The 21,952-nt window shown below is 69.1% G+C and carries 11 protein-coding genes; 6 read left to right on the forward strand and 5 right to left on the reverse strand.

Going from position 1 to position 21,952, the window contains the following annotated elements; all coding sequences use genetic code 11:
• Positions 1 to 15: 15 nt before the first annotated feature.
• Complete coding sequence (locus O0S08_RS32625; RefSeq protein ID WP_269033287.1) at positions 16 to 1,389, reverse strand: hydroxysqualene dehydroxylase; 1,374 nt, start codon at positions 1,387 to 1,389, stop codon at positions 16 to 18.
• A 298-nt stretch (positions 1,390 to 1,687) separates the two neighbouring features.
• On the opposite strand from O0S08_RS32625, the gene O0S08_RS32630 reads away from it, so the two are divergent.
• On the forward strand, positions 1,688 to 2,278 hold the full coding sequence (locus O0S08_RS32630; protein ID WP_269033289.1) for a cysteine hydrolase family protein: 591 nt from the start codon (positions 1,688 to 1,690) through the stop codon (positions 2,276 to 2,278).
• Positions 2,279 to 2,314: 36 nt separating this feature from the next.
• On the opposite strand, the gene O0S08_RS32635 is transcribed toward O0S08_RS32630, so the two are convergent.
• Positions 2,315 to 3,148 (reverse strand): hypothetical protein, encoded by an 834-nt coding sequence (locus O0S08_RS32635; RefSeq protein WP_269033290.1) that lies wholly within the window; start codon positions 3,146 to 3,148, stop codon positions 2,315 to 2,317.
• A gap of 721 nt (positions 3,149 to 3,869) precedes the next feature.
• Between O0S08_RS32635 and O0S08_RS32640 the strand changes: the two genes are divergently transcribed.
• On the forward strand, positions 3,870 to 4,751 hold the full coding sequence (locus O0S08_RS32640; RefSeq protein ID WP_269033291.1) for a dienelactone hydrolase family protein: 882 nt from the start codon (positions 3,870 to 3,872) through the stop codon (positions 4,749 to 4,751).
• A gap of 368 nt (positions 4,752 to 5,119) precedes the next feature.
• Here the strand turns inward: O0S08_RS32640 and O0S08_RS32645 are convergent, their stop codons facing one another.
• Positions 5,120 to 6,460, reverse strand: coding sequence for a YncE family protein (locus tag O0S08_RS32645; RefSeq protein ID WP_269033293.1), 1,341 nt, complete (start codon positions 6,458 to 6,460; stop codon positions 5,120 to 5,122).
• A 306-nt stretch (positions 6,461 to 6,766) separates the two neighbouring features.
• On the opposite strand from O0S08_RS32645, the gene O0S08_RS32650 reads away from it, so the two are divergent.
• Positions 6,767 to 9,019, forward strand: coding sequence for an endonuclease/exonuclease/phosphatase family protein (locus O0S08_RS32650; RefSeq protein ID WP_269033294.1), 2,253 nt, complete (start codon positions 6,767 to 6,769; stop codon positions 9,017 to 9,019).
• Here O0S08_RS32650 and O0S08_RS32655 read toward each other — a convergent pair.
• Entirely contained in the window at positions 8,912 to 11,017 is a 2,106-nt protein-coding gene (locus tag O0S08_RS32655) for a serine/threonine-protein kinase (RefSeq protein WP_269033295.1), read from the reverse strand. The two genes, O0S08_RS32650 and O0S08_RS32655, sit on opposite strands and share 108 nt — an antisense overlap.
• Positions 11,018 to 11,451: 434 nt before the next feature.
• On the opposite strand from O0S08_RS32655, the gene tnpA reads away from it, so the two are divergent.
• From tnpA to tnpC, 3 genes are read left to right on the forward strand one after another with little or no spacing between them, the layout of a single operon-like run.
• Complete coding sequence (tnpA, locus tag O0S08_RS32660) at positions 11,452 to 11,766, forward strand: IS66 family insertion sequence element accessory protein TnpA (RefSeq protein WP_269033297.1); 315 nt, start codon at positions 11,452 to 11,454, stop codon at positions 11,764 to 11,766.
• The gene (gene tnpB, locus O0S08_RS32665; RefSeq protein ID WP_269033298.1) at positions 11,763 to 12,107 is read left to right on the forward strand and encodes an IS66 family insertion sequence element accessory protein TnpB; all 345 of its coding nucleotides are present in this window, start codon (positions 11,763 to 11,765) and stop codon (positions 12,105 to 12,107) included. Before tnpA ends, tnpB begins: the two co-directional genes overlap by 4 nt.
• A 33-nt stretch (positions 12,108 to 12,140) precedes the next feature.
• Positions 12,141 to 13,793, forward strand: a complete 1,653-nt coding sequence (gene tnpC / locus O0S08_RS32670; protein ID WP_269033299.1) for an IS66 family transposase — start codon at positions 12,141 to 12,143, stop codon at positions 13,791 to 13,793.
• Between the two features lie 495 nt (positions 13,794 to 14,288).
• Here the strand turns inward: tnpC and O0S08_RS32675 are convergent, their stop codons facing one another.
• The gene (locus O0S08_RS32675) at positions 14,289 to 21,668 is read right to left on the reverse strand and encodes a SpvB/TcaC N-terminal domain-containing protein (RefSeq protein ID WP_269033301.1); all 7,380 of its coding nucleotides are present in this window, start codon (positions 21,666 to 21,668) and stop codon (positions 14,289 to 14,291) included.
• Positions 21,669 to 21,952 lie beyond the last annotated feature (284 nt).

Below are 21,952 nucleotides of genomic sequence, written 5' to 3' on the forward strand. Positions count from 1 at the left end.
CCCGGCGACGGCGCGCTATGTCCATACCCCGCGGTTCACCGCCTCGATGATCGCCCGCGCGCAGGCGTTCCCGCCGCGGACGGCGCCTTCTTGCGAGCCGAAGAAGTCCTGCTGCGTCCAGTCGCCGGCGAGGAACAGGTTCTCGACCGGCGTGGCCTGTTTGGGCCGTCGCGTCATCGCCCCGGGCAGCGGGCGGATCAGGTGGTGTTCGTGCTTGAGCACCACGCGCTTCACCACCTTCGCGCCGGCGATCTGCGGGTGCGCCGCGCCGAGGTCGGCGAGCACGTGCTCGACGATGGCCGCCTCGTCCCACGCCATCAGCGCGTCCGCCGGGCTGACGATCACCGACAGCCGGCTGCCCATCGCGAACGGGTACGTGCGCCGCGAGTGGTCCTGGTACACCGGGCAATTGCTGCCGGCCACCATCGTGAAGCCGTCGCGTCGGGTCACCACGCGATCGAACCACAGCTGCACCGAGATCGCCGGCGCCGTCGGCAGGTCGAGGATGTCGGCGAAGAACGGCCGGCCGCGCAGCGGCTGCGGGATCTTCGGCGCGAACACCCACGCCGGCAGGGCCACCACGTAGACGTCGGCCTCCAGCAATTCACCGCCGGCGAGCTTGAAGCCGGCGATCTTGCCGGTCTTCTCGTCGTACACGATCTCGTCGAGCGCCACCTTGGTGCGGATCTCGACGCCTCGCTGCTGCAAGTAGGTCGCGAGCGGGGCGAAGATCGTCTCGTCGCGCGCGCCGCGGTAGCCGCCGAGGCGCGCGCGCAGCGGGCGGATCAGCGTCTGATGCGCCCACCCGAGCAGGTTGTAGGCCGAGAACTGCTCCGCATCGGTGAACTGGATCGCGCGGCAGAACGGCCGCAGGACCCGCTCCAGCGCCTGCCGCGAGCGGCTCGTACGGCGCCACCAGTCGACCACGGTCAGGCGGTCGAATCGCCGGAGCAGCGCCTCCGGCAGGGCGGCCGGGGCCAGCAGCGGGAGCAGCGACAGCTTGGCCAGCGGCCCGAGGTAATCGTTGTTGCCCAGCGCGCCGAGCAGCGTGCGCAGCGGCGCGTACACCGGGTTGATCCCGAACGTCGCCGACGGGCCGGACTTCGCCTCGAACCGCAGGTCGTCGGTCCAGAACAGGACCTCGCGCGGCGGGCGGCCGATGTCGCGGAGCAGCGCCCGGAATTGTGCATAGGCCCCGGCGAACAGGTGGAGGCCCTGCTCGACCCACTCGCCGTCCTGGTCGAGGAAGGTCCCCGCGCGCCCGCCGAGGTTCGCCTGGCTCTCGAGCACCGTGACCGGCAGGCCGGCGTCGGCGAGCAGCTTGGCGCAGGCGAGACCGGCGAGGCCGCCGCCGGCGATGACGACGCGAGGGTTGGAGCGTGGGAGCATGAACCTTGGGTGTGCGCGAGGATGGGAGCGTGACAACCCGATTCACCGCAGTCGGCGAGGACGCGGCGCGCTCGTCACAATACGCGCGCGGAACTGCCGCGACGGTGCGAAGCGAGGCCGGACTCGTCCGAGCGCGAGCGGGCTCGCTTTCGCGCAATCGCCGCGACGGCGCTCGCAACGGCCTGCGGCGGGCTGCGGCGGGCGCGGCGCGGCCTCGTTGCCGGGCCTGCCGGGGACCTGGCCGCCGCCCGGCGGCGCCGCGTTGCCCGCCCGACGAGATGCGCCAATTACAGCGGCGATGGCCGACGCGCCCAACTTGTCCGACGACGACGAGCAGGGATGTCATTTCGCCCTGCTGATCATCGACATGATCAACGGCTTCGACTTCCCCGAGGGCGAACGGCTGCGCCGGCAGGCCGAGGCGGCGGCGGAGCGGATCGCCGCCCTGGCCGCTCGCGCGCGGGCGGCCGGCGTGCCGGTGATCTACGTCAACGACAACTTCGGCCGCTGGCGCTCCGACTTCCGCCGCGTCCTCGAGCACGTCCGCACCCACACCGCGGGGGCCGCGATCGCCGAGCGGCTGGCGCCGGCCGAGCGCGACTACTTCGTCTTGAAGCCGCGCCACTCCGGCTTCCTCGGCACCTCGCTCGAGGTGCTGCTGCACCACTTGCAGGCGCGTTGCCTGATCCTCACCGGGATCGCCGGCGACCTCTGCGTCCTGTTCACCGCGATGGACGCCTACATGCGAGGGTACGAATTGCGGGCACCCGCCGATTGCATCGCCTCGGCCGACCAGGCCGACAATCGCCGCGCCCTCGAGCTGCTGCGCGAGTCGATGCGGGTCGACACCGCGCCGGCGGAGTCGATCGACCTCCGGCGCGAATCATGACTCGCGCCGGCGGTCGCCTCGATCTGCGGCCTGGGCTCACGGGTCGATCGGGTCGCCCCAGAAGGCGACGCCGCCGAAGCCGGCGAGGCCATCCTCCTCCTCGCCGACCAGGACCTCGTTGAGCAGCTCGCCGCCGAAGCCGACGCCCTCGAGGCGCGCGCCGACCTCGATGCCGGTCACGGTCCACTTCGGCTCCTCGTCCTTGTACAGCGTCGCCGGGTCGAACGAGCCGTTCAGGCCGGGCGGCAGCAGTTTGACGCGCAGCTGGGCCGAATCGGCGTCGAACAGCTGCAGCACGGCGTCGCGGTGCTCGTCGAACTCGAGGCCGTCGGTGACGAAGTCGAAGCCGACGTCGATCTCGAGGCGGTCGACACATTCGCCGCCGAAGCCGTCGCTCTCGTGGTCGGGGTTGAACTCCGAGTCGATCCAGCGCACCTCGCCGCCCTCGTAGCGCAGCTCGACGGTGAGCGGCAGCGTGACCCCGCGCCACATATCGGACAGCGACAGCGGCTCCTCGCTGAAGGTCAGGAGGGTCTCGCGCGGGCCCAGCTTGTCCGCCAGGAACGCCTCGGCCGTGATCCCCAGGGGCGTCTCGGCGTCGACCGCGAGCACCGACGGAGTGTCGATGCACGCCGGGCCGTCCTCGCCGACCGGGCCGGTGGTGTCGCCCTCGGTCGTCGTGTCGCCCTCGGTCGTCGTGTCGCCCTCGGTCGTCGTGGCCGTCGGGTCGGGGACATTCTCGGTCGGATCGCCGGGCGGATCGGTCGCCGTCGAGTCGGTGTCGGTCTCGGTGTCGGGCGCGTCGGTCGTGCTGTCGATCGGGGCCTTGTCGGGGTTGCAGGCGAACAGCACCGCCAACGACAGCGCCATGGGGGAAAGGATGTGCTTGGTCATGATGTAGGCTCAGGTTAGTGGTTAAGCAGCGAGCGGAAGCAAAATGACGATAGCATCTGGCCACCGGGGGGTGCAAACATCCATCGACGTGATCGATGCCTCAGCAGGGCCCTGTCAGCCCCTGCATTTGCGCGGAGGTGCGCGCCGACGATCGCACCCGGAGCTCGTGCCCACCGCGACGTTTCGGCCATACCGCGGCACAAATGTCGCAGCGGCCACGGCCGCCGCCTCGTCCACCAGCGGCGCCGTCTACCACCATTCTCGGTCGAGCTCGCCGCGTCGGGTCCGTTCATCATGACGCGTCCCTCGGTGTCGAAGCTATGTACATTGTCGTCGACCCGGCCGGATCACTCACAAGGGTCTCGGCATTGACCCGAAGCTCCGGATCGTCAGTGCCGCGAATCACCCGGCTCGTCTCCGCACCCGCGCGGGCGCGCGAGCGGACGCAGGACTTCTGGTCGTTCGATCGGTCGTCGCGCGTGGTCGACCCCCTTCCACCGCGGCCGCCGCACGCGCGCGCGAGCCAGCCGGCGAGCTCGCTACGCGACGACCGGCCAGGGAGCGAACCGCGAAGATCGTCTCCGAGGCCCCCTGGAGCGTCCAGGACCGCCGCCGGCATCGGCGCCGAGCGGGGATGAGTCCGAGCATTTTCGCGCACGGCGCGCTCGAGCCGAGCGTGGTGCTACCTCTGAATTGCATGCTCCGACGAATCGCAGGACTCGCGCTCCGCCGCTCGCTCCGGGTCGCGGTCGGTCTGGCGATCGGGTCGGCGTATTGGGCGCCGGCGATCGCGACGGCCGAACAGCCGGAGGTCGTCGAGTTTCCCTCGGCCGATCGGCAGCGCACCCCGCTCGCGGGGTATCTCTACAAGCCCGCCGGTCGCGGGCCGTTCCCCGCCGTCATCGCCCTGCACGGCTGCGGCGGGCTGTTCGCTCCCCGCGCGCCCGGGCACCTGTCGTCGCGCCACGATGACTGGGCCGACCGGCTCGTCCGCCAGGGCTATGTCGTGTTCTTCCCCGACAGCTTCGGTCCGCGCGGCGTCGAGAGCGTGTGCAAGATCCGCCCGCGCCCGGTGACGCTCGACCACCGCGTCCGCGACATCCAGGGCGCGATCGCCTGGCTCTCGCGCCGCTCGTTCGTCGACCCCGAGCGCATGGCGCTGCTCGGCTGGTCGCACGGTGCCACCACTGTCATGACCTTCGCCGGCAGGCGGCGCTCACGGGACGCCGACGTCCGGCTCGCGGTCGCGTTCTACCCCGGGTGTCGGCGCTTCCTCGACGATCCGAGCTGGCGGCCGAGGATCCCGCTGACCATCCTGATCGGTTCCGCCGACGACTGGACTCCGGCCGAGCCGTGCCGCCGGCTGGCGCAGCGTTTCCCCAAGCGGATCGAGCTGGTCGAGTATGCGAACGCGGTGCACGGCTTCGACGCGCCCGCCCAGCAAGTCCATCTGCTCAGGGGCCTGGCGTTCACCCCCTCGGGCAGCGGCGAGGCGCACGCGGGCACCGAGCCGGAGGCGCGTCGCCAGGCGATCCGCGACGTCAAGATGCAGCTCGACGAGGCCTTCGAGCGCGACTGATTCGGCTCACCGATCGGACGAGTCGTCGCGGGATCGACGATCTCGGCCATGGTAGGAACGCTCGTGCTCGGGCCACCACGGCGATTCGTTTCCTCGGTGCGGTTCACGGGTACCGAGTCGTTCTGGCGCTCGCTCGCGCCGGGGTCCTAGCGATCTCGTTCACGAATCATGTGACCACGTCCCGGCCATGCCGGCGACGACGCGCCGTCGCCGGCTCACCCGCCGTGGCAAAGAACGCTCGCGCTCGAGCCGCCTCGGCGATTCGTCGTCCTGACGGCGCTACCGCCCTCAGGGCTCGCACGCGACCGGCTGCGGCTTGACTGCGATCACGTTGGTGTTGGCGCTGATCCCGAAGTCGATGAGCCCCGTCAGCGTCCGGGTGGCGAGGTCGATCTCGTAGACCCGTCGTTGCCCGGGATGTCGCCGGTCGGCACGTAGGCGCGCGCGTCGTCGAGGCTGATGTCGACGTCGCGCGGGTCGGCGCCGGCCGGCAGCGCCAGGCTGGTGGTGGTCAGCGAGCCGGTGTCGATGAAGTGCACCGTCGAGTCGTCCTCGCAGGCGACCACCACCAGCGCGCCGTCCGACGTGATCTCGATGCCCCATGGGTCGTTGCCGACCGACACGCTGGCCTGCACCTCGAGGGTCGCAGCGTCGAGCACGTGGACGACGTCGAGCCCGCGGTCCGTCACGTACAGGGTCGAGCCGGAGGGATCGACCCGCAGGTCCCACAGCGAATCGCCGAGCGGCTTGCTGGTCATCGCCTCGGTGACCGGATCGAAGCGGATCAGGTTGCTCTCGTACCAGTCGACCAGGTGCACGATCCCGGTGCACGGGTCGAGCGCTGTCTTGCCGCCCTCCATCCCGGGCGGCACCGCGATCGCCTCGATCACCGAGTAGCTCGCGGTGTCGATCAGCACCAGCGCTGCGCTGTCGCGCGCGCTGACGTAGGCGCGCGAGCCGTCGGCGTTGAACAGCACGTCGACCGCGTACTCGCCCACGCCGGCCAGACCGATCTCCTGCGCCAGCTGACCGCTCGCGGCGTCGATCACCTTGACGCCGTCGCCGACCGCACCGACGACCCACACCTCCGCGCCGTCGGGCTTGATCGTCGCGTCGTACGGGTAACTGGCGTGCGGCAGCAGGTCGACCGGCGCGCCGACGACCTGCTGCGTCTGCGGATCGAAGATCACCAGCGAGTTGTTGCCCGACATCCCTGCGTAGCCGAAGCCCTCCTCGACTGGTTCCCCCGTGTCGTCGCCGGTCGACGAGCTCTCGCCCGTGTCGGTGCCCGTCGTGGTCGTCGTCGTCGTGGTCGTCGTCTCGCCCGTCGTGGTCGTCGTGTCGCCAGTCGTGCTGGTCGTGGTCGTCGTCTCGCCCGTCGTGCCCGTCGTCTCGCTCGTCGTCGTGCCCGTCGTGCTCGTCGTGCTCGTCGTCGACTCGCCCGTGGTCTCGGTCGCCGACACCTCTCCTGTCGTCGGGTCGGTGGTCCCCGTCGTGGTGGTCCCGGTCGTCGTGGTGCCGGTGGCGGTCATCCCGGTCGTCGTGGTGCCGGGCTCGGTCGGCGTGACGTCGCCGGTCGTGGTGGCGTCCACACCGGTCGTCGAGCCGGTCGAGGTGGACTGGCCGTCGCTGTCGGTGGCGACGACCGTATCGTCGCCGCAGGCCGCCGCGAGGGCGACGGAGAGGATGAGAGATCGATGAACGCGCATGGCCTACCTCTGGGGCGCCAAGCATAGGGCGCCGGCGCCGGCGATGGGGAGGCGCGAGGCATCGATCGATCGCGCGGCGCGCGAGACGTCGGAACCACGCGTCTCGGGGATCCGTCCACGCGAACCGCGAGTCGCGCGGGACACGTGCGACTTGCAGTTCGGGCTCGCGCTGCTGCGAAGCACGCATGGGGCCGAGAGGACCCGCGCGGCCGCTCGAGTCGTCGTCTGCGGGCCTCTCCTTCGTGAGCGATTCCTTCCGCCGGCTCCTCGGCCTAAGGTCCGGAGATGCCGAGAACTCGACGTTCCGTGAGCCCCTGCCTCGCCCTGCTCCTCGCGGGCGCGCCGTCGACGGCGTCGGCCGGCGAGCCGCTGCACGAGCCGTTTCGGGTGATGACGTACAACGTCCGGCAGGTCAACCCCGCCGACACCGGCGCGTACACCTGGGAGAACCGCAGCCCCGGCGTGATCGAGGTGATCGCGGACAACGACCCCGACATCTTCGGCGTGCAGGAGTCGAGCAGCGAGGTCATCCAGAACGACCTCGTCGCCGCCTTTGACGCCACTTACGATCGGTTCCAGCCGACCAATGGCAGCCCGAAGACGATCTTCTTCCGCCGCGCTCGCTTCGAGCGCCTGGTAAGCCCGCCCGAGGACGGCCAGGGCAACATCGGCATCCCCAACCCTTACCCCGAGGATCACGCCTGCTTCCCCAACGCCAGCGGTCGGACCGCGGCGTGGGTCAAGCTGCGCGACCTCGTGTCCGGGCGCGGCTATCTGATCGTCAACGCTCACGTCGCGCACGGCAGCGCCTGCCACGAGGCCCGCAACCTCGCCGCGGACGCCCTGCACGCGCTGATCGCCGCGCAGTCGGAGGGGCTCGGCGTGGTCCTGATCGGCGACCTCAACTCCGATCCGCAAGCGGACGGCGCCTCGAGCCAGGACGACATCGTCGAGCTGCTCGAGGCCCCGCAGCCCGGTTATCGACTGGCCCGCTCGGCCCGCCACACCGGCAACACCTCCGCCGACACCGCCACCTTCAACAGCGCGTGGAAGGGCCCGAGCGACAACGACTCGCGCCTCGACTACATCTTCACCCGGATCGACGACGCCACCACCTATCATCAGAGCATCGACCGGCGCGAGGTCGACGGCATCACTCCCTCGGATCACTTCGCGGTGCTGGCGACGATCCGGACCGCGCCGTTCAGCCCCGACCCGCTGATCGACGATCGCGGCGACGCACCCGGGGCCTCGCTCGCGTTCGCCGACGTCACCGGCGACGGCGCGGCCGACAAGCTGGTCTGGGACCCCGACGGCGACGCCCTCCTGCGCGTCTATGCCAGCGACGGAGCCGGCCAGTTCGGCGAGCCCGTCGTCGGCGACGTCGTCGACGGCGGCCTGTGGTTCGCCGACGTCGACGGTGACGGCTGCGCCGATCGCATCGGCCGCGGCCCGGACTTCGCCCTCCGGATCGGTCACGCCCTGTGCGACGGCAGCTTCGGCGCCTCCGAGGCCAGCGGCGACGTCGTCGACGGCGCCGGCGCGCGCCTGTACTTCGCGCGCCTCGACGCCGACGCCTGCGCCGACCGCATGGCCTGGGACCCGGCCGCATCCGGCGGGCGGACGCGCGTCGCGCTGTCGCGTTGCGACGGCGGCTTCCACCCGGAGCAGGTCAACGACGACGACGGCGCCAGCACCAACGACGACGCGCGGATGGACCTCGCGGACGTGAACGGCGACGGCCTCGCCGACAAGATCGTCTGGGACCCCGAGGCGCTCGAGGGACGCACGCGGGTCCACGCCGGCGTCGGCGACGGCAGCTTCACCTTCCTCGTCGAGCACACCGGCGGGACCAGCGGCGTCGCCAGCTCGCGCTTCTTCCACGCCGACGTCGACGCCGACGGCCACGCCGACAAGCTGTTCTGGCGCCACAGCTTCCGCCAGGGCCACCCGCAGCTGTACCTCGGCGGACCCGACGGCTTCGACGCGAACCCGATGATGGTCAACGCCGGTCCGAGCGAGTCCGCGGACAACCGCTACTTCCTCGCCGACATCGACGCCAGCGGCTCGCACGACCTCATCGCCTGGGACGCCGGCAACGGCGGCGCGACCCGGGCCTACCTCGCCCTCGTGCACGCGCCCGCGCCCCCGGACCCGCCCCCCGACGACACCACGGGCGGCGAACCGGCGACGACCGGCGACGCACCGACGACCGGCGACGCGCCGACGACCGGCGCAAGTTCGGCGAGCACCGACGGCGAGCCACCGACGACCGACGCAACCCCGCCCGCGACCACCGACGCCGCGAGCACGAGCGGCGCCAGCGACGGCGGCTCGGCCGACAGCAGCGAGACCGGCTGCGCCTGCACGCAGGGCGGGCGTCACGGACCCGCCGACGCCGCGCTGCTGCTGCTGCTCGCGCTCGGAGCACCCCGCCGGCGAGCAGGCCACTCACGGCGCCGCCGCGAGCGCCTCGAGGCGGGCCTGCGTCTGCGCCGTGTCCGGGTGCGATGCTCCGAGGGTGCGCCGGCGGATCTCGAGCGCGCGAGCCAGCAATGAGCGCGCCGCGTCCAGTTCCCCCGCTTCCGCGCGCAGCGCTGCCAGGTGTCCGACGACCGTCGCCACACCGAGGTGATCCGGGCCGAGCGTCGACTCGGCGAGCGCCAGGGCTCGCTCGAGCTCGGTCACGGCCGCCTGTCGATCCCCGCGGCGCGCCTGCACCAGCCCCAGCGCCGTGCGCAGTCGAACCTCGATCGGATCGCCGCTGCTCGGGCCGAGCGCGTTGAGGGCCAGCGCGCCCCAGCGGAGCGCCTCCTCGGTGCGGCCCTGGCCGTAGCCGATCGCCACGATTAACTCCGTCCGCGCGCGCACCAGCGCGGAGGGGTTGTTGCCGCGCTCGGCCGCCAGCGCCGCCGCGAACAGCGTCGCCTCCGCGGCCGCGTAGTCGCCGGCGTGCGACTGCAGCGAGCCGAGCAGCACCAGCGCCTCGGCCGTGGTGAAGTCGTGGCCGAGCAGCTCCGCCTGGGTCGCGGCCTCGCGGGCGCGGGGCAGCGCGCGCTGGACCTCGCCGGCCTTGAGCAGCGCCGCGATCTCGTCGAGGCGGCCGCCGAGCGCCTGCACCTGCACCGCGACGGCCGGGTCGCTCGGGGCCACCTGCAGCGCCAGCTCCGGGCGCTCGGAGCAGGCCGACAGCGGGCGCAGCTTGACGGCCGCCTTGACCGCGTTGCCGAGCACCCCCTCCGCGTCCTCGGTGAACGCGACCACCAGCGCCCGCAGCTCGCCGAGGCTGCGGTCGAGGCAGGCCAGCTCGAGGTGCGCCTGTTCTTTGGGACCTGTCCTTTCGGCGTCGTTGGCCGCCCGGCAGGCCGCCTCGCGCGCCTCCACCCACTCGCCGGCGTAGGCGTCGAGGCGGGCCGCCACCTGCGACCAGGCCTCGACCGCCTCGGGCCGGCCCGTGGCCAGGAACGCCTGCCGCACCCCCGACCGCCGGGCCTCGCCCCACACCGCCTCGACCTCCGAGCCTGCGCTTTTGCACAGGTCCTCCTGGACATGTTCCGTGCGCCAGGGTCCGATCAGCGCGACCAGCAGCGCCGCCCCGCCGGCCCACAGCGCCGCCCGTCCCCGGCGCCGCCCGGCCCGCTCGAGCGCGGCCAGCAGCGCCGCCATGTCGGGCCAGCGGCGGGCCGGGTCGACCTGCAGCCCGCGCAGGAGGATCCGCCGCAGCGGCGCCGGCATCCGCGCCCCCTCCGGCGGCGGCGTGATCGCCCCGGCCAGGGTGCGGCTGCACAGCTCCTCCGCGGTCGCGCCGACGAACGGCCGCTGGCCGTGCAGCGCCTCCCACAGCGCCACGCAGAAGCTGAACTGGTCGCTGCGGGCGTCCACCGCGGCCCCGCGGTGCTGCTCGGGCGACATGTAGGGCAGCGAGCCGACCAACGCCCCGGTCGCGGTCGAGCTGCCTCCGAGGACATGTCCTGGCAGCAATGTCCCGCGGGCCATCGAGGACGCCACCGCCTCGGCGGCCGCGTGGGCCAGGCCGAAGTCGGCCACGCGGGCCCGGCCGTCCTCGCCGACGAGCACGTTGTCGGGCTTGAAGTCGCGGTGGATGAGCCCGGCCTGGTGGGCGGCCCTGAGCCCGCGGCCGGCCTGGATGAACACTTCGATCACCTCGCGCCAGCGGCGGGGCCCCTCGCCGAGCCATTGCGTCAGCGTGGTCCCGGCCACGAGCTCCATGACAATGAACACCTGCTCGCCGTAGGTTCCTGCCTCATAGACCGTGACCGCGTGCGGGCTGGAGATCTGCGCCATCGCCTGCGCCTCGCGCAGTAGGCGCTCGCGGCCTGCGCTGCCGACCCCAACGCGGTCGGGCCGGACCAACTTGATTGCCACCTTGCGCCCGAGCTCCGGGTCGAGGCCGGCGTAGACCACGCCCATCCCGCCGGCTCCGATCCGCTCGCCCACGAGGTAGCGGCCGAGTCGCAGCGTTGGTGCCGGCTCGCCGAGGAGCCGCCCGCGGACCTCAGCGAACAGGCGCTGGAACTCGAGCGGTCGTTCGCCCACGCGCGCATCAACGCGGTAATGGTTCGGCCGGGTCTCGACACCCAACGCGAGGAGCGGCTGCGCGCCGCCGAGGTCGAGGGCGCATGCGCGCGGCTCACTGGCCGGGCCCGATCGGAGACTATTGATACGTGGTCTCTGCCGTTATGCGGAATCGCCGCCGTCTTTCCTGACCCAGGACAGGGGGCGGCGTTTCCGCTGTGTTTCCACCGACACCCGTTTCCAGCCCGGGTGTCGGCTTGCGGCGGCTCATGGCGGCAAAGCGAAACCCTCGCAGACGACCGTTCCGAGCCAGAAAACGCGGGAACCGGGGTTGGGGGGTCGTCTGCGAGGGTCGCGCAGAACTCGGTGACGGAGTCCGGCGATACCGTACGGCTCGACTTCAGGCCGAGGACGATCCGCGAGCGGGTGGAGCTCTGGCGAAGGAAGTGGGGCCTATGACGACGCAGGAGCGCTGGCGGGCCCACGTGGCCGCGTGGAAGTCGAGCGGCCTGTCGTGCAGGGCCTACGCGGCGAAGGCCGGCATCAACCAGCGGACGCTGACGTGGTGGAAGTCGAAGCTGGCGAGCGCTGGCGCGATGGGGCCAGCGCCGGCGAGCTTCGTCGAGGTGACGGAGCAGCTGACAGCGCCGGCTGCAGCCGACGTCGGCGTGATCGAGCTCGACATCGGCAGCGCGCGGATCCGGGTGCGCGGCCGGGTGGAGACCGAGGCGCTTGCGCGCGTGCTCGACGTGCTGGAGGCGCGACGATGATCCCGACGTCGGTGCGGATCTTCGTCTGCACGCAGCCGCTCGACATGCGGCGCAGCTTCGATGGACTCGCCGCGGCGGCGAAGCAGGTGATCGGCGAGGACCCGCGGAGCGGCGCGCTGTTCGTGTTCACGAACCGGCGCTCGAACCGCCTCAAGGTGCTGTGGTGGGACAAGAACGGCTACTGCCTGCTGTGCAAGCGGCTGCATCAGGCGCTGTTCCGGTTGCCATCAGCGAATGACTCTTCGGACAGGTCGGTGGTCGTCGACGGGCGCGGCCTCCACGAGCTACTGCGCGGCGTCGCCTCGGCACCACGACCGCGGCAGGCGCGAGATCGCTCTTGACTCCTGTGCTGCGGGGAGTATCAGAGAAAGGCCATGAACGAGGCCGCCTACCGCCAGCTCGAAGCGCGAGCGAGCAAGCTCGAGGCGGTGGTCGACAGCCTCAGCGCGGAGCGCGAGCAGTTGGCGGCGGAGCGCGAGCGGCTCGCCGCAGAGCGTGAGCAGTACCGCAAGCTCTACCTGCAGACGCTCGAGCGGTGTGCGACGCTCGAGCGGGGGATCGTCGCCAGCAGGCAAACCGAGCGGCACGCCGCGGACGACTCACAACTCGCACTGCAGGTCTTGGGCATGCTGCTCAGCCCCGACGAGCAGGCGCCCACGCCCGACCTGTCCGAAGAGACCGATCCCGACGTGCCCGAGCGGGAGGGTACGCCGCGGCGGCCCTCGGGTCGGCGGAAGCTGCCAGAGCACCTGCCGCGGGTCGACATCGAGGTGCTGCCGCCTGAAGTGCAGCAGGAGGGCCTCGCTGCGTTCAAGCGGATCGGCGAGGAGGTCAGCGAGGTCATCGAGCGCCGGCCGGAGTCGCTGGTCGTGGTCCGGCTCGTGCGGCCGAAATTCGTGCGCATCGCCGAAGACCTCGCCGATCCGTCGCCGGTGAAGATCGCCGAGTCGCCGGAGCGGCCGATCGAACGCGGGCTCGCCGGGCCCGGGATGCTCGCCGACACGATCGTCCGCAGATGGCAGGACCACACGCCGCTGAACCGCCAGCAGAGCATCTACGCCCGCGACGGCCTCGAGCTGTCGCGCTCGACGATCTGCGGCTGGCACGAGCAACTCGCCGACCTCGTCGAGCCGGTCGTGGAGGCGATGCTGCGCGATGCTCTCGAGGCGCCGTACCTGTGCACCGACGCGACCGGCGTCCTCGTGCGCGCGGAGGAGCAGTGCCAGCGCGCCCACTTCTGGGTCCTCGTCGCGCCCGAGCGCCACGTCCTCTACCGATTCTCGCACAAGCACGACAGCGCCGCGGTCGACCGCTTCCTCGCCGGCTACAAGGGCTACCTCGTCGCCGATGCTCACTCCGTCTACGATCATTTGTACAGCACAGGCGACGTCGTTGAAGTCGCGTGCTGGGCCCATGCGCGGAGGTACTTCTTCAAGGCGCTGAGCTCGGACCCCGAGCGGGCCGACCGCGGCCTGGCGCTGATCAAGGGGCTTTTCCGCGTCGAGCGTTCCATCAAGACCGCGCCGCGGAAGAAGCGCGAACTGGCCCGCCGCGAGAAGTCGCGGCCGATCGTCGATGCCTTCTTCGCGTGGTGCGACGAGCAGGTGGCCGAAGTCCTCGACGAGACGCCGATCGCTAGGGCGATCCGCTACGCGCAGAACCAGCGCGCCGCGCTCACGCGCTTCCTCGACGACGGTCGCCTGCCGCTCGACAACAACGTGAGCGAGCGGAACCTCCGCCGCGAGGTCCTCGGCAGGAGGAACTGGCTGTTCCTCGGCAGCGACGAGGGCGCCCGCACCAACACGCTCTTCGTGTCCCTCCTGGCCAGCTGCCAGCTCCACGGCATCGAGCCCTGGGCCTACCTGCGCGACCTCCTCTGCGTCCTGCCGTCCTGGCCCAAGACCCGCGTCCTCGAGCTCGCTCCCGCCTTCTGGAAGCAGGCCCGCCAGCAGGAGGACGCTCAGCAGCGTCTCGCCGCCAACGTCTTCCGCGCCGTCACGCTCGCCGACCATGCCCCGCCGGTATAGTCCGGACGCGCCCGCGCCGTCATGACGCGGTTCATCGTACAGTTACGTGCATGCTGCGATCCCGCGCTCGGTTCGCCGGCAGCCGAGCTGAACGCTATCCCCGGCGAAACCATTCCAGAAGCCCGAAAGTAATTGCCTGGACTTGAGACTCAGGACACTAGGAGCTCGAACCGCAGACAGGTCCCCAAATGCGTGCACGTCATGACCCAGGGCTGTCAGGCTCATCCGCCGAAACAAGCACATCTCCGACATTCAGCGTATGGGTTCCACTCATACGCTGAATGTTCATGAGCCGCGCGAGCGGCTCGACATGTGCCTTCCATCCCGCTCCTCGCACGCCGCCATATATCCTCCAGCGTCCCCCAGATGGATCGACAAGTTGAAGGCCTTGGGTGAGCTCGATCTCTGGCGCTCTTAGGACGACGGTCCAGATATCCTGTTGAAGAAACCAGCCCACAGGCGGATGGGTTCGCAACACTACAATCTGCACTTTTCTCATTGGGACGTCTGATTCCCGTATGCTCGCAAATGCTTCGCCTCTCGCTTCCACGTCTGCAGATTATACTGCAGCAGCAGAATCTCATACTGCGTCCAGTTCAGACGAGGCGCGAGAACCTTGATCAATTTTTTGTGAGCTTCAATTTCGTCATTAACCTCCTCGAGCCGCGAAATCTCTCTCCAGCCACGCTTCCTTGCCTGCCCCAAGTGCAGAAGTTCCTCTACGATGGTCGGCGCAGTTGCATTGTCGGGCAAAACAAGGATCCCAGGCACTCCGCCCGGGCGATCGAGATACATACCGTGGGCATCCTTGTCCGCCAGAAATTCATCTGCTTCCCTGCCTCGAAGGACTAGAACACCTTCCCTCTCTAGGTTTCTCACAATTTTGTCGAGCTTGGCTTTGGGAAACTGAGTTTCAGGCTCCAAGCCTTGAGCGTTCAGGACGTCATGCTTGCTGATCTTTGCCGTGCGACCAGTCTTTACGCCTCCCCCTCCGCCACGCGGGCGTGACATCTTCATTGACCCGAACCCAAGCACACCACCAAACGTATCATTCGCCGCGCTGACGCCCGCATCCATTGCATTCAGCGAGTCATACGGAAGGGGAGTCGAGACCTCTCCGCCGAGGCCTTCGGGAGTCTTGATCGGGTGAGGCCGACCAAACAGAGCTCGATAAGCTCTCTCTGCGTACGGAGTCGCATGCGCCTCTTCTTCTTGGGCCGCAATCTCATCTTTCTTAACTTGCCAAGCCGCGGCCACGATTGCTTCCGCGGCCTCGGCGTTGCGCTGATCCTGTGCATCTTGGTAGGCCGCGCGAAAATCTGGCCGATGATTGCGCAAAGAGGCTACACCCAGGCGATTGCCCGTTTGAATATGTGCATGCACAGGCTCCATTCCCGTCTGATGGAGCTCTACCGCAGGGTTCTCACCATTCTTGGGGATGAAAACCTCGGGTTCCTCAGACGCCACCCCGCGAGTGCCGCTTGGATCTCGCAACCGCACGGGATTACAGGTCGTGTAGGCATATCTGTTAATGCCGTCGCCCAACCCGAGCGGATCCGCCGCAGTCCATCTCCCCAGCCAAGACGCGTAGTACCGAGCGCCGTGATAAGCTAGGCCGGTCTCTTCGTCGCGCTCCTTCCCAGTGTACCTGTACCGCTTCGGCGACACGTCGACGCTCGAGTCGGCCGCGGTGTAGCTGATCGTTCCGTAGGGATGGTACTCCTCATACGAGATGACCTCGCCCGCCTCGGTGAGCTCGAGCGCCGCCGAGCCTTGGTGGTTGCTGTACTGGTAGCGCGGCCGACTCACGGGGCTGCCGATGGGCGTCGCGCTGGCGACGAGCTTCGTCTCGACGAGGCAGATCCGCCCGGTGTCATCCTGGACGTGCAGCGTCTCGCGCTCAAGGTCGAGGACCGGCGTGGTGTTGATGCTCGTGTGCTCGCGGTAGTTCTCCCAGGCGCCGAAGTAGAGGCGCTGCTTGCTGGTGGTGCCCGCCTGGTTGACGTGTACCTTGCGGACGCGCTGGCCAGCGCTGTCGTAGACGTAGTAGGTAACGCCGCCGCCGCCCTCGTCGGTCTTCTGCAGGCGATCTGCGTGATCCCAGGTGAGGCCATCAGGTAGGTGTGGCATCACCGTCATGTTACCGTGAGCGTCGTGGGTGTACGAGCCCGTGTAGGGGCCGTTCACTGGGTCGCCAGGCATGCTCGTGGCGGCGAGGCGGTTGGTATCGGTGGCGTATTGGTAGCGGCGCGTCCAGTTGTTGCCGGTCGCGGTGTGCTTCATCTCAACGATGTTGCCGACTTCATCGTAGGTGTACTCCTCGGTGTAGGCCACGACCGCGCTCGGGTCGTTCGGCGGTGGGCTCGCGCTCGGGACCAGCGAAGCGTGGTTCAGCTGCCCGTTGGGCGTCTCGCGGCCCTCGGCCTTCGTCAGCCGATAGACCGCGTCGTATTCGTAGCGCTGTCGGGGGCTGATGACCGCATTGTTGAAATACACCGTCTGCTGGGCGTGGTCGCGGATCTCGACGATGTTGCCGACCAGGTCGTAGGTGTACTTGAGGTCCTGCATCGTCGCGGCGTTGACGCCGCCGCGATCGGTCCTGATGCGTGCGACCCGGAAGGTCTCGCGGTCGTAGGTATATTCGGTCGTCGTGTCGTTGGCGTACACGACACGGAGACGCTGGCCCTTCGCGTCGTACTCGATCGCGTCGACGAAGTCCGTCGCGGTCCCCGCCCCGCGGAGCTTGCTGCGCACCGCCAGGAGCCGCCCGCCCTCGTCGTATAGGTTCTCGGTCTCGCTGCCGTCGGGCGTGGTCTGCGTGGTGACACGGCTCAGCGCGTCGTAGGTCGTCCCGGTGGTGAACGTCTCGCTCTCGAGCAATGCAGCGGCGGCAGTCTCGATGGCGGCGAGGGTCGCCTCGTCGGCGAGGTCGGCCCAGTCGGGCGTCGTCGTGTAGTCCTCGGCGACCTTGCGGCTCTGGCAGAGGAGGTTGCCCTTGAAGTCGAATTCCTCCGCCGTCAGCGCGCCGGCGCCGTCGTAGCTGCGGTAGAGCTGGCCGCGCAGGTTGTAGTCCTCGGCGTTGGCCACCTGCTCGCCGTAGATGTTGAACGTGACGAGCTCCTCGGCGCCGGCGCCCGGCTTCACCCACTGCTCGGTCGGCCGCCGCGCCGCGTCGTACACGACCCGGGTGATGAACCCCCGGTCGCCCCAGGCGCGGATCGGCTCCCCGAGCACGGAGGCGAGCATGACGCGATTGCCGGCGTCTGTCGAGAGGGTCTTCAGGGCCTGCCCCAGCATGCCATAGACGGTCTCCTGGGCGGTGCGCTCCACGAGATTGTCCTGGAGGTAGTAGAGCACCTCGAGGACGTTGCCCTGGACGTCGAGGACCGACTCGGTGACGTGGAGCACCGGGTCGCCGCCGTCGAAGCCATTGTGCTGCTCGACGCGGAACGGCCGCCCCTGCGGGTCGAGGTGCGTCGTCGTCGGCGTGTCGCGGTGCGCGTACGCCAGCTCGGCCGCCCGCTTCTCGGCGAGCAGGCCCTCGTCGGCCCCGTTGTAGCTGATGCGGCTCGTATACCAGTCTGACCCTTCGACCAGGTCGTTCGGGTCATGGCTGACCTGCGTCCATCCGTCGAACTCGACCCGGGATTCGGTGCCGTTCGGCAGCTCGGTGCGGACGAGGCGGTCGAGCGGGTCGTAATGGAGCACGGGCGTCACGCCCTGCTCCACGAGCTCGGCCTCGTCCTCGGAGCCCGGGATGCTCGAGAAGTAGGGCTCGTACTGCCTGACCGGGTTGCCCTTGTTGTCGAACACGGTGCGACCGGTGCCGATCCATCGAACGGCCGGCGACGTGTCCACGAGGACAGGCTGCCCCCCGTCGAGCACGAGCTCGCCGTTCACGTCGCGCTGGGGCGCGAGGCCCGGTGCGGCCTGCATCTTGGTCATGCGCGTGCGGCCGGCGCCGTCGAAGTAGGCGTAGCTCTCGAGCCAGCGCGTGTTCACGTCGGCGTGCGTCTCGCGCGCCCGGGTCTTGACCCACGGCGGCTTCTGCTCGTTCTTCCACGCGAACAGATCGTACTCGAACGTGCTGGTCGGCGCCGTGAGCGTGTCGCCTTCGTTCGCCCCGTCCTTGCCCATGATCGCGGATTTGACGACGACGCCGCGGGTGTCGAACCCCACGGCGACCCGGTTGCCGTTCGCGTCGGTCAGCTTCCACGGCGCGAGCACGCGGAGGTCGACCTCCGCCGTCACCGTGTTGCCGACAGGGTCCTCGACCTCGAGGATTAACAGTGAGTCGGCGTCGTACTCGACCGTGGTCGAGTTGCCGAAGGGATCGAGGAATTCGACCGGTTGATAGAACTTGCTCGCCGACGGCACCTGGCGGCCCGAGCGCATCCAGTACGCGCCACCGGCCAGCACGTAGCCGCCCTCGTCCGCCATCACGGTCGAGTCGGGCGCCTCGGCTTGAATTCCGAACAGCTCATCGAACTGGTCCTCGGTCATCGCCTTGGTGTCGGTGTCGTACACGAGCGCGCGTTTGCCGGGGGAGCCGTACGCGAGCGGACCGCTGAGGTCGTCGGCCCAGTAACGCATGCGCGCGTCGGACAGCAGACGCTTCTCGAGCGCCCCGGTCGGCGACGCCTCGAACGCGATCTCCGTCGCGCTATCGGCGGCGCTCGCCAGTGCCACGAACGTGAACGGCCGATTGTTCAGCGGTGCCGAGAGACCGCAGAGCTCGAAGCCCCGGGCCGTCAGCGGGACGCCGACGCGGTAGTCGTCGGCCTCGCCGGTCGTATGCGCGAACATCGCATCATTGAAAAGCACAGCGAGCGCGCCCTGCTCCGGATGAGCCGGCGTACGGCGCGGATAGACGACGCTGGCCGTGCGCGTCGCCATGCCGAAAGCGTCGACCGCGAGTACGAGGCTGTGGGCGACCCGCGGATCGTCGGGGCGTCGCTCGTAGTGGTGCACGATCGACTCGCGCTCGTGCACGTACAGAACCGCGTGAGGCAGCCTCGCCCGCGGCTGCAGGAGCAGGAGCTGGAAGTTCGCGTCCGTGACAGTGTACGGGTGGACGGCTGCCTCGGTACCGTCGAGCGCGTACACCTCGACGTGAAGCGCACGACCCGCGAGCGCCCGGGTCGCCTCCCGCGCCTCCTCGGGCGTGAGGCCGGCAGGCCAGCGCGTGTCCGGCAACTGCATCACGTCCGCGTCGCCCGGATAGTACTCTTGCTTGAAGATCTGGCTGACGCGCTCCCATCCGAGGAACGCTCCCGGGTGGAACCACGTCTTGGTGTGCACCGGCGGCTGGTGCAGGTTCTCCTCGACCGTCTCGTGCTCGAAGGTGAAGAGCCCGGCCCCCTCGAAGTCCTCGTAGGACTCCGTGTCCCACTGCTCGACCATGCCGAACCCGCGGAACTCCCGCTCGTGCCCGTCGAAGTAGCCGTGGTGATGCGCAAACGTCTGAACGAATTTCTGTCGCGCGATCGCATCATGACCCTCGACCCGCTCGACCACGTGGACCGGAAACGGCAGCCGCGTGGCCCAGGGCCGCCCGGCCAGGCGATCGCGCAGATACGACTTCGTGGATGCCGCATAGCGCGCCCGGGTGATCATCCCGCGATTGTTGTCGACCTCGACCAGCAGGTGCGGCTTCTGGTCTTTCATTAAATCGATGAAGTGAAGCCGCTGCAGCGCAGTCCCCCGCCCCGCCGACCACACCAGGCACGCGGTCCCATTCCCGCGCAGATCGACAACATCGACGCTCGCCGCATCGTCGAGCAGCGGAAACCCGGGCACCGTCACCGGCGCGGACAATTTATTGCCCGCTTGATTTAACCAAATCTTGGTGCCCTCGGTCCCGAGATAGATCAGATCGGTCGGCCCGGTCCCCGCGACGTCCGCGAGCCGCAGGCGCGCCGGCTGGAATTGATCGGGCTTGTCGAACACGGGACTCGCATCGAGCGTGATCCTGCGCCCAAATTTCCCGTGCCCATGGTTGGGCCAATAGGCGACCTCCCCGTTGCGCACCCGCACGATGTCGGCGAGCCCGTCCCCCGTCATGTCGGCGAGGAACACCGACCCCGTGTTGTCGGCGAACACCAGCGCCGGCCCCATGCGCTCGTCATGCGGCTTGCGCACCAGATAAGGCCCATCGAACCCGTCCTTGCCGCACGACCTGTACCAGATGAAGTGGTCATCGCGCGCCAGCAACACGTCCGGCAGCCCGTCGCCGCTGAGATCGATAAATTGCAAATTCGGGTCCTGCCAGTCGATCTCCGGCACCTGCTTAAAATTGCGGAACTCCCCAAACCCCGCCGCCGTCGTGCGCTCATAGAATCCCGGCGTCGGCGGCCCGTAGCTGACGAGGTGCTTTTCCCCGGCCCCATCGAGGTCGGTGAGCTGCTGCACCCGGCCCGCGAGGTTGGCCGTCGACGGTAGCTCCTTCAGCGCCTCGAGCGGCCCGAAGCGCCCGTCGCCGAGGTTGCGCTTGAAATACCAGTGCCCGGCCTGCTCGCTGAGGATCCCGGGGATCCCCTCACCGTGCAGATCGATGAAGCGATACTGCCCGCCGTCGATCGCGCTCATGACATCGGCAAGCGACTCCGCGTCGAGCGCGCGGATCTGCAGGTCAACCACCGCCGGGCTGTAGCCGAACCGCACCGGCGGAAAAGCGGCCGGAACGAACCGACCCGTGATCGCGCTCTTCTCGTACGCTACCTGCTCTGCCTGGGTGACGAAACTGGCTGCCGGCGTCTCGTCGTGGGTGAGCACCGTGGCCGCGACCAGATATGGATCTTCATCGAGCGCTGCGAAGTGATGGAACATCAATACCCGGCGGCACAGACGATACGTGCGCAGATCGAACCCGGCCCGGAAGCTGGAGAACGGGTCGCTGCGAACCGCCCACGCTCGATCCTCATTGGGCGAGACCTCGATCTCACCCTCGACCACCGTGCCGTGCTCGCCGTAATCGAACACCACCTCGAAGCGAAAGTTGCTCGCGACCCCGGGACTCGCGTTGCCGTAGCGGATCCTCTTTAAGTAGCGCTGCGCCTGCGCCATCACCCCGGGCGCGCGCCGGTCGTGCTCCTGCGGCGTCCACGTCGCCACGCCCGCGAGATCCTCGGCCTTGTGCCCGTAGAGGCAAATATTTCCGCGGTCGTCCCGCACTTCGTCGAGCAACCACTGAAACACGTGGCTGCCATTCGCGGGGTCGGTGACGCGAGAATCGGCCGAGCGGCCGAAATAAGAGGTCACGTTGTCACGAGTAATAGTGCGCCAGTGCGACTCGCCCGTAACATCGTCGACCCACCGTTCAATTCGCGCGAACAGCCCCTCGACCCGCGGCTTGTAAGGATAGACGCGATAGCCGTCGCGCACGACAATCAGGCGATCCCGGACGCTTCCTCTGTCGGTCCACGATTCGACCGGTTTCAGAACGGGCACCAGATCCTCTGCGCCCGAGAGGATGAACGTGTCCGATTCGAGGCTATCGATGTAGCGCGGAAGCCCACGATCGGTCTTGCGACTGATCGTCGGGAGATCGAGTGCCCACCCGAACCCGTACGCCGAATTGCCGCCGCCCGAGCTGTACTGCAGGGCCAGCGCCGGCCCGAACCCCGCGCGCCCCGGCGAGGCCGCAATCGGCACCGCGAACGAGCCGGCGCCTGTGAACGGGCTCGGCGTGAACTTCTCGCCCATGCCGCGGATCGAGCCGCCGCCCTTCGGCAGATCGATCGCCGGCATCATCTTGCTGCGGTCGAGAAATGGCTGCTTCTTCTCGCCCATTCCCTCGCCAGCCGCAGCGGTCTGACGCGCCGGCTCACGCGTCTGGCCGCGCTCACCCTCGCCGCCGCTACGCTCGCTCTCCACGCTCCGAGGGTTCCTGATGTCACGCACGAGCCGTCTCCCGCCCAGAAGTGATACGCACGCGAATACGAGCGCGCACGAGGTTTGAACATTGTAGGGGATGGACGATGAAAGTCGAGGACAATTGTCTAACCCATCAATGGGCGTTCCCGCTCACTGGCCCTATCGACCCCGGCCCTGTGGCCTCGAAATATCCGGCCCGCGGGCTGCGACCAGTTTCTTCTTGCACAGCTTGACACCTTGGATTAGGTTCCAAACCTCGTTCGAACCTCGAGGAAGTCTGTCGC

This window comes from Nannocystis punicea, from assembly GCF_026965555.1.
Lineage (GTDB): Bacteria > Myxococcota_A > Polyangia > Nannocystales > Nannocystaceae > Nannocystis > Nannocystis punicea.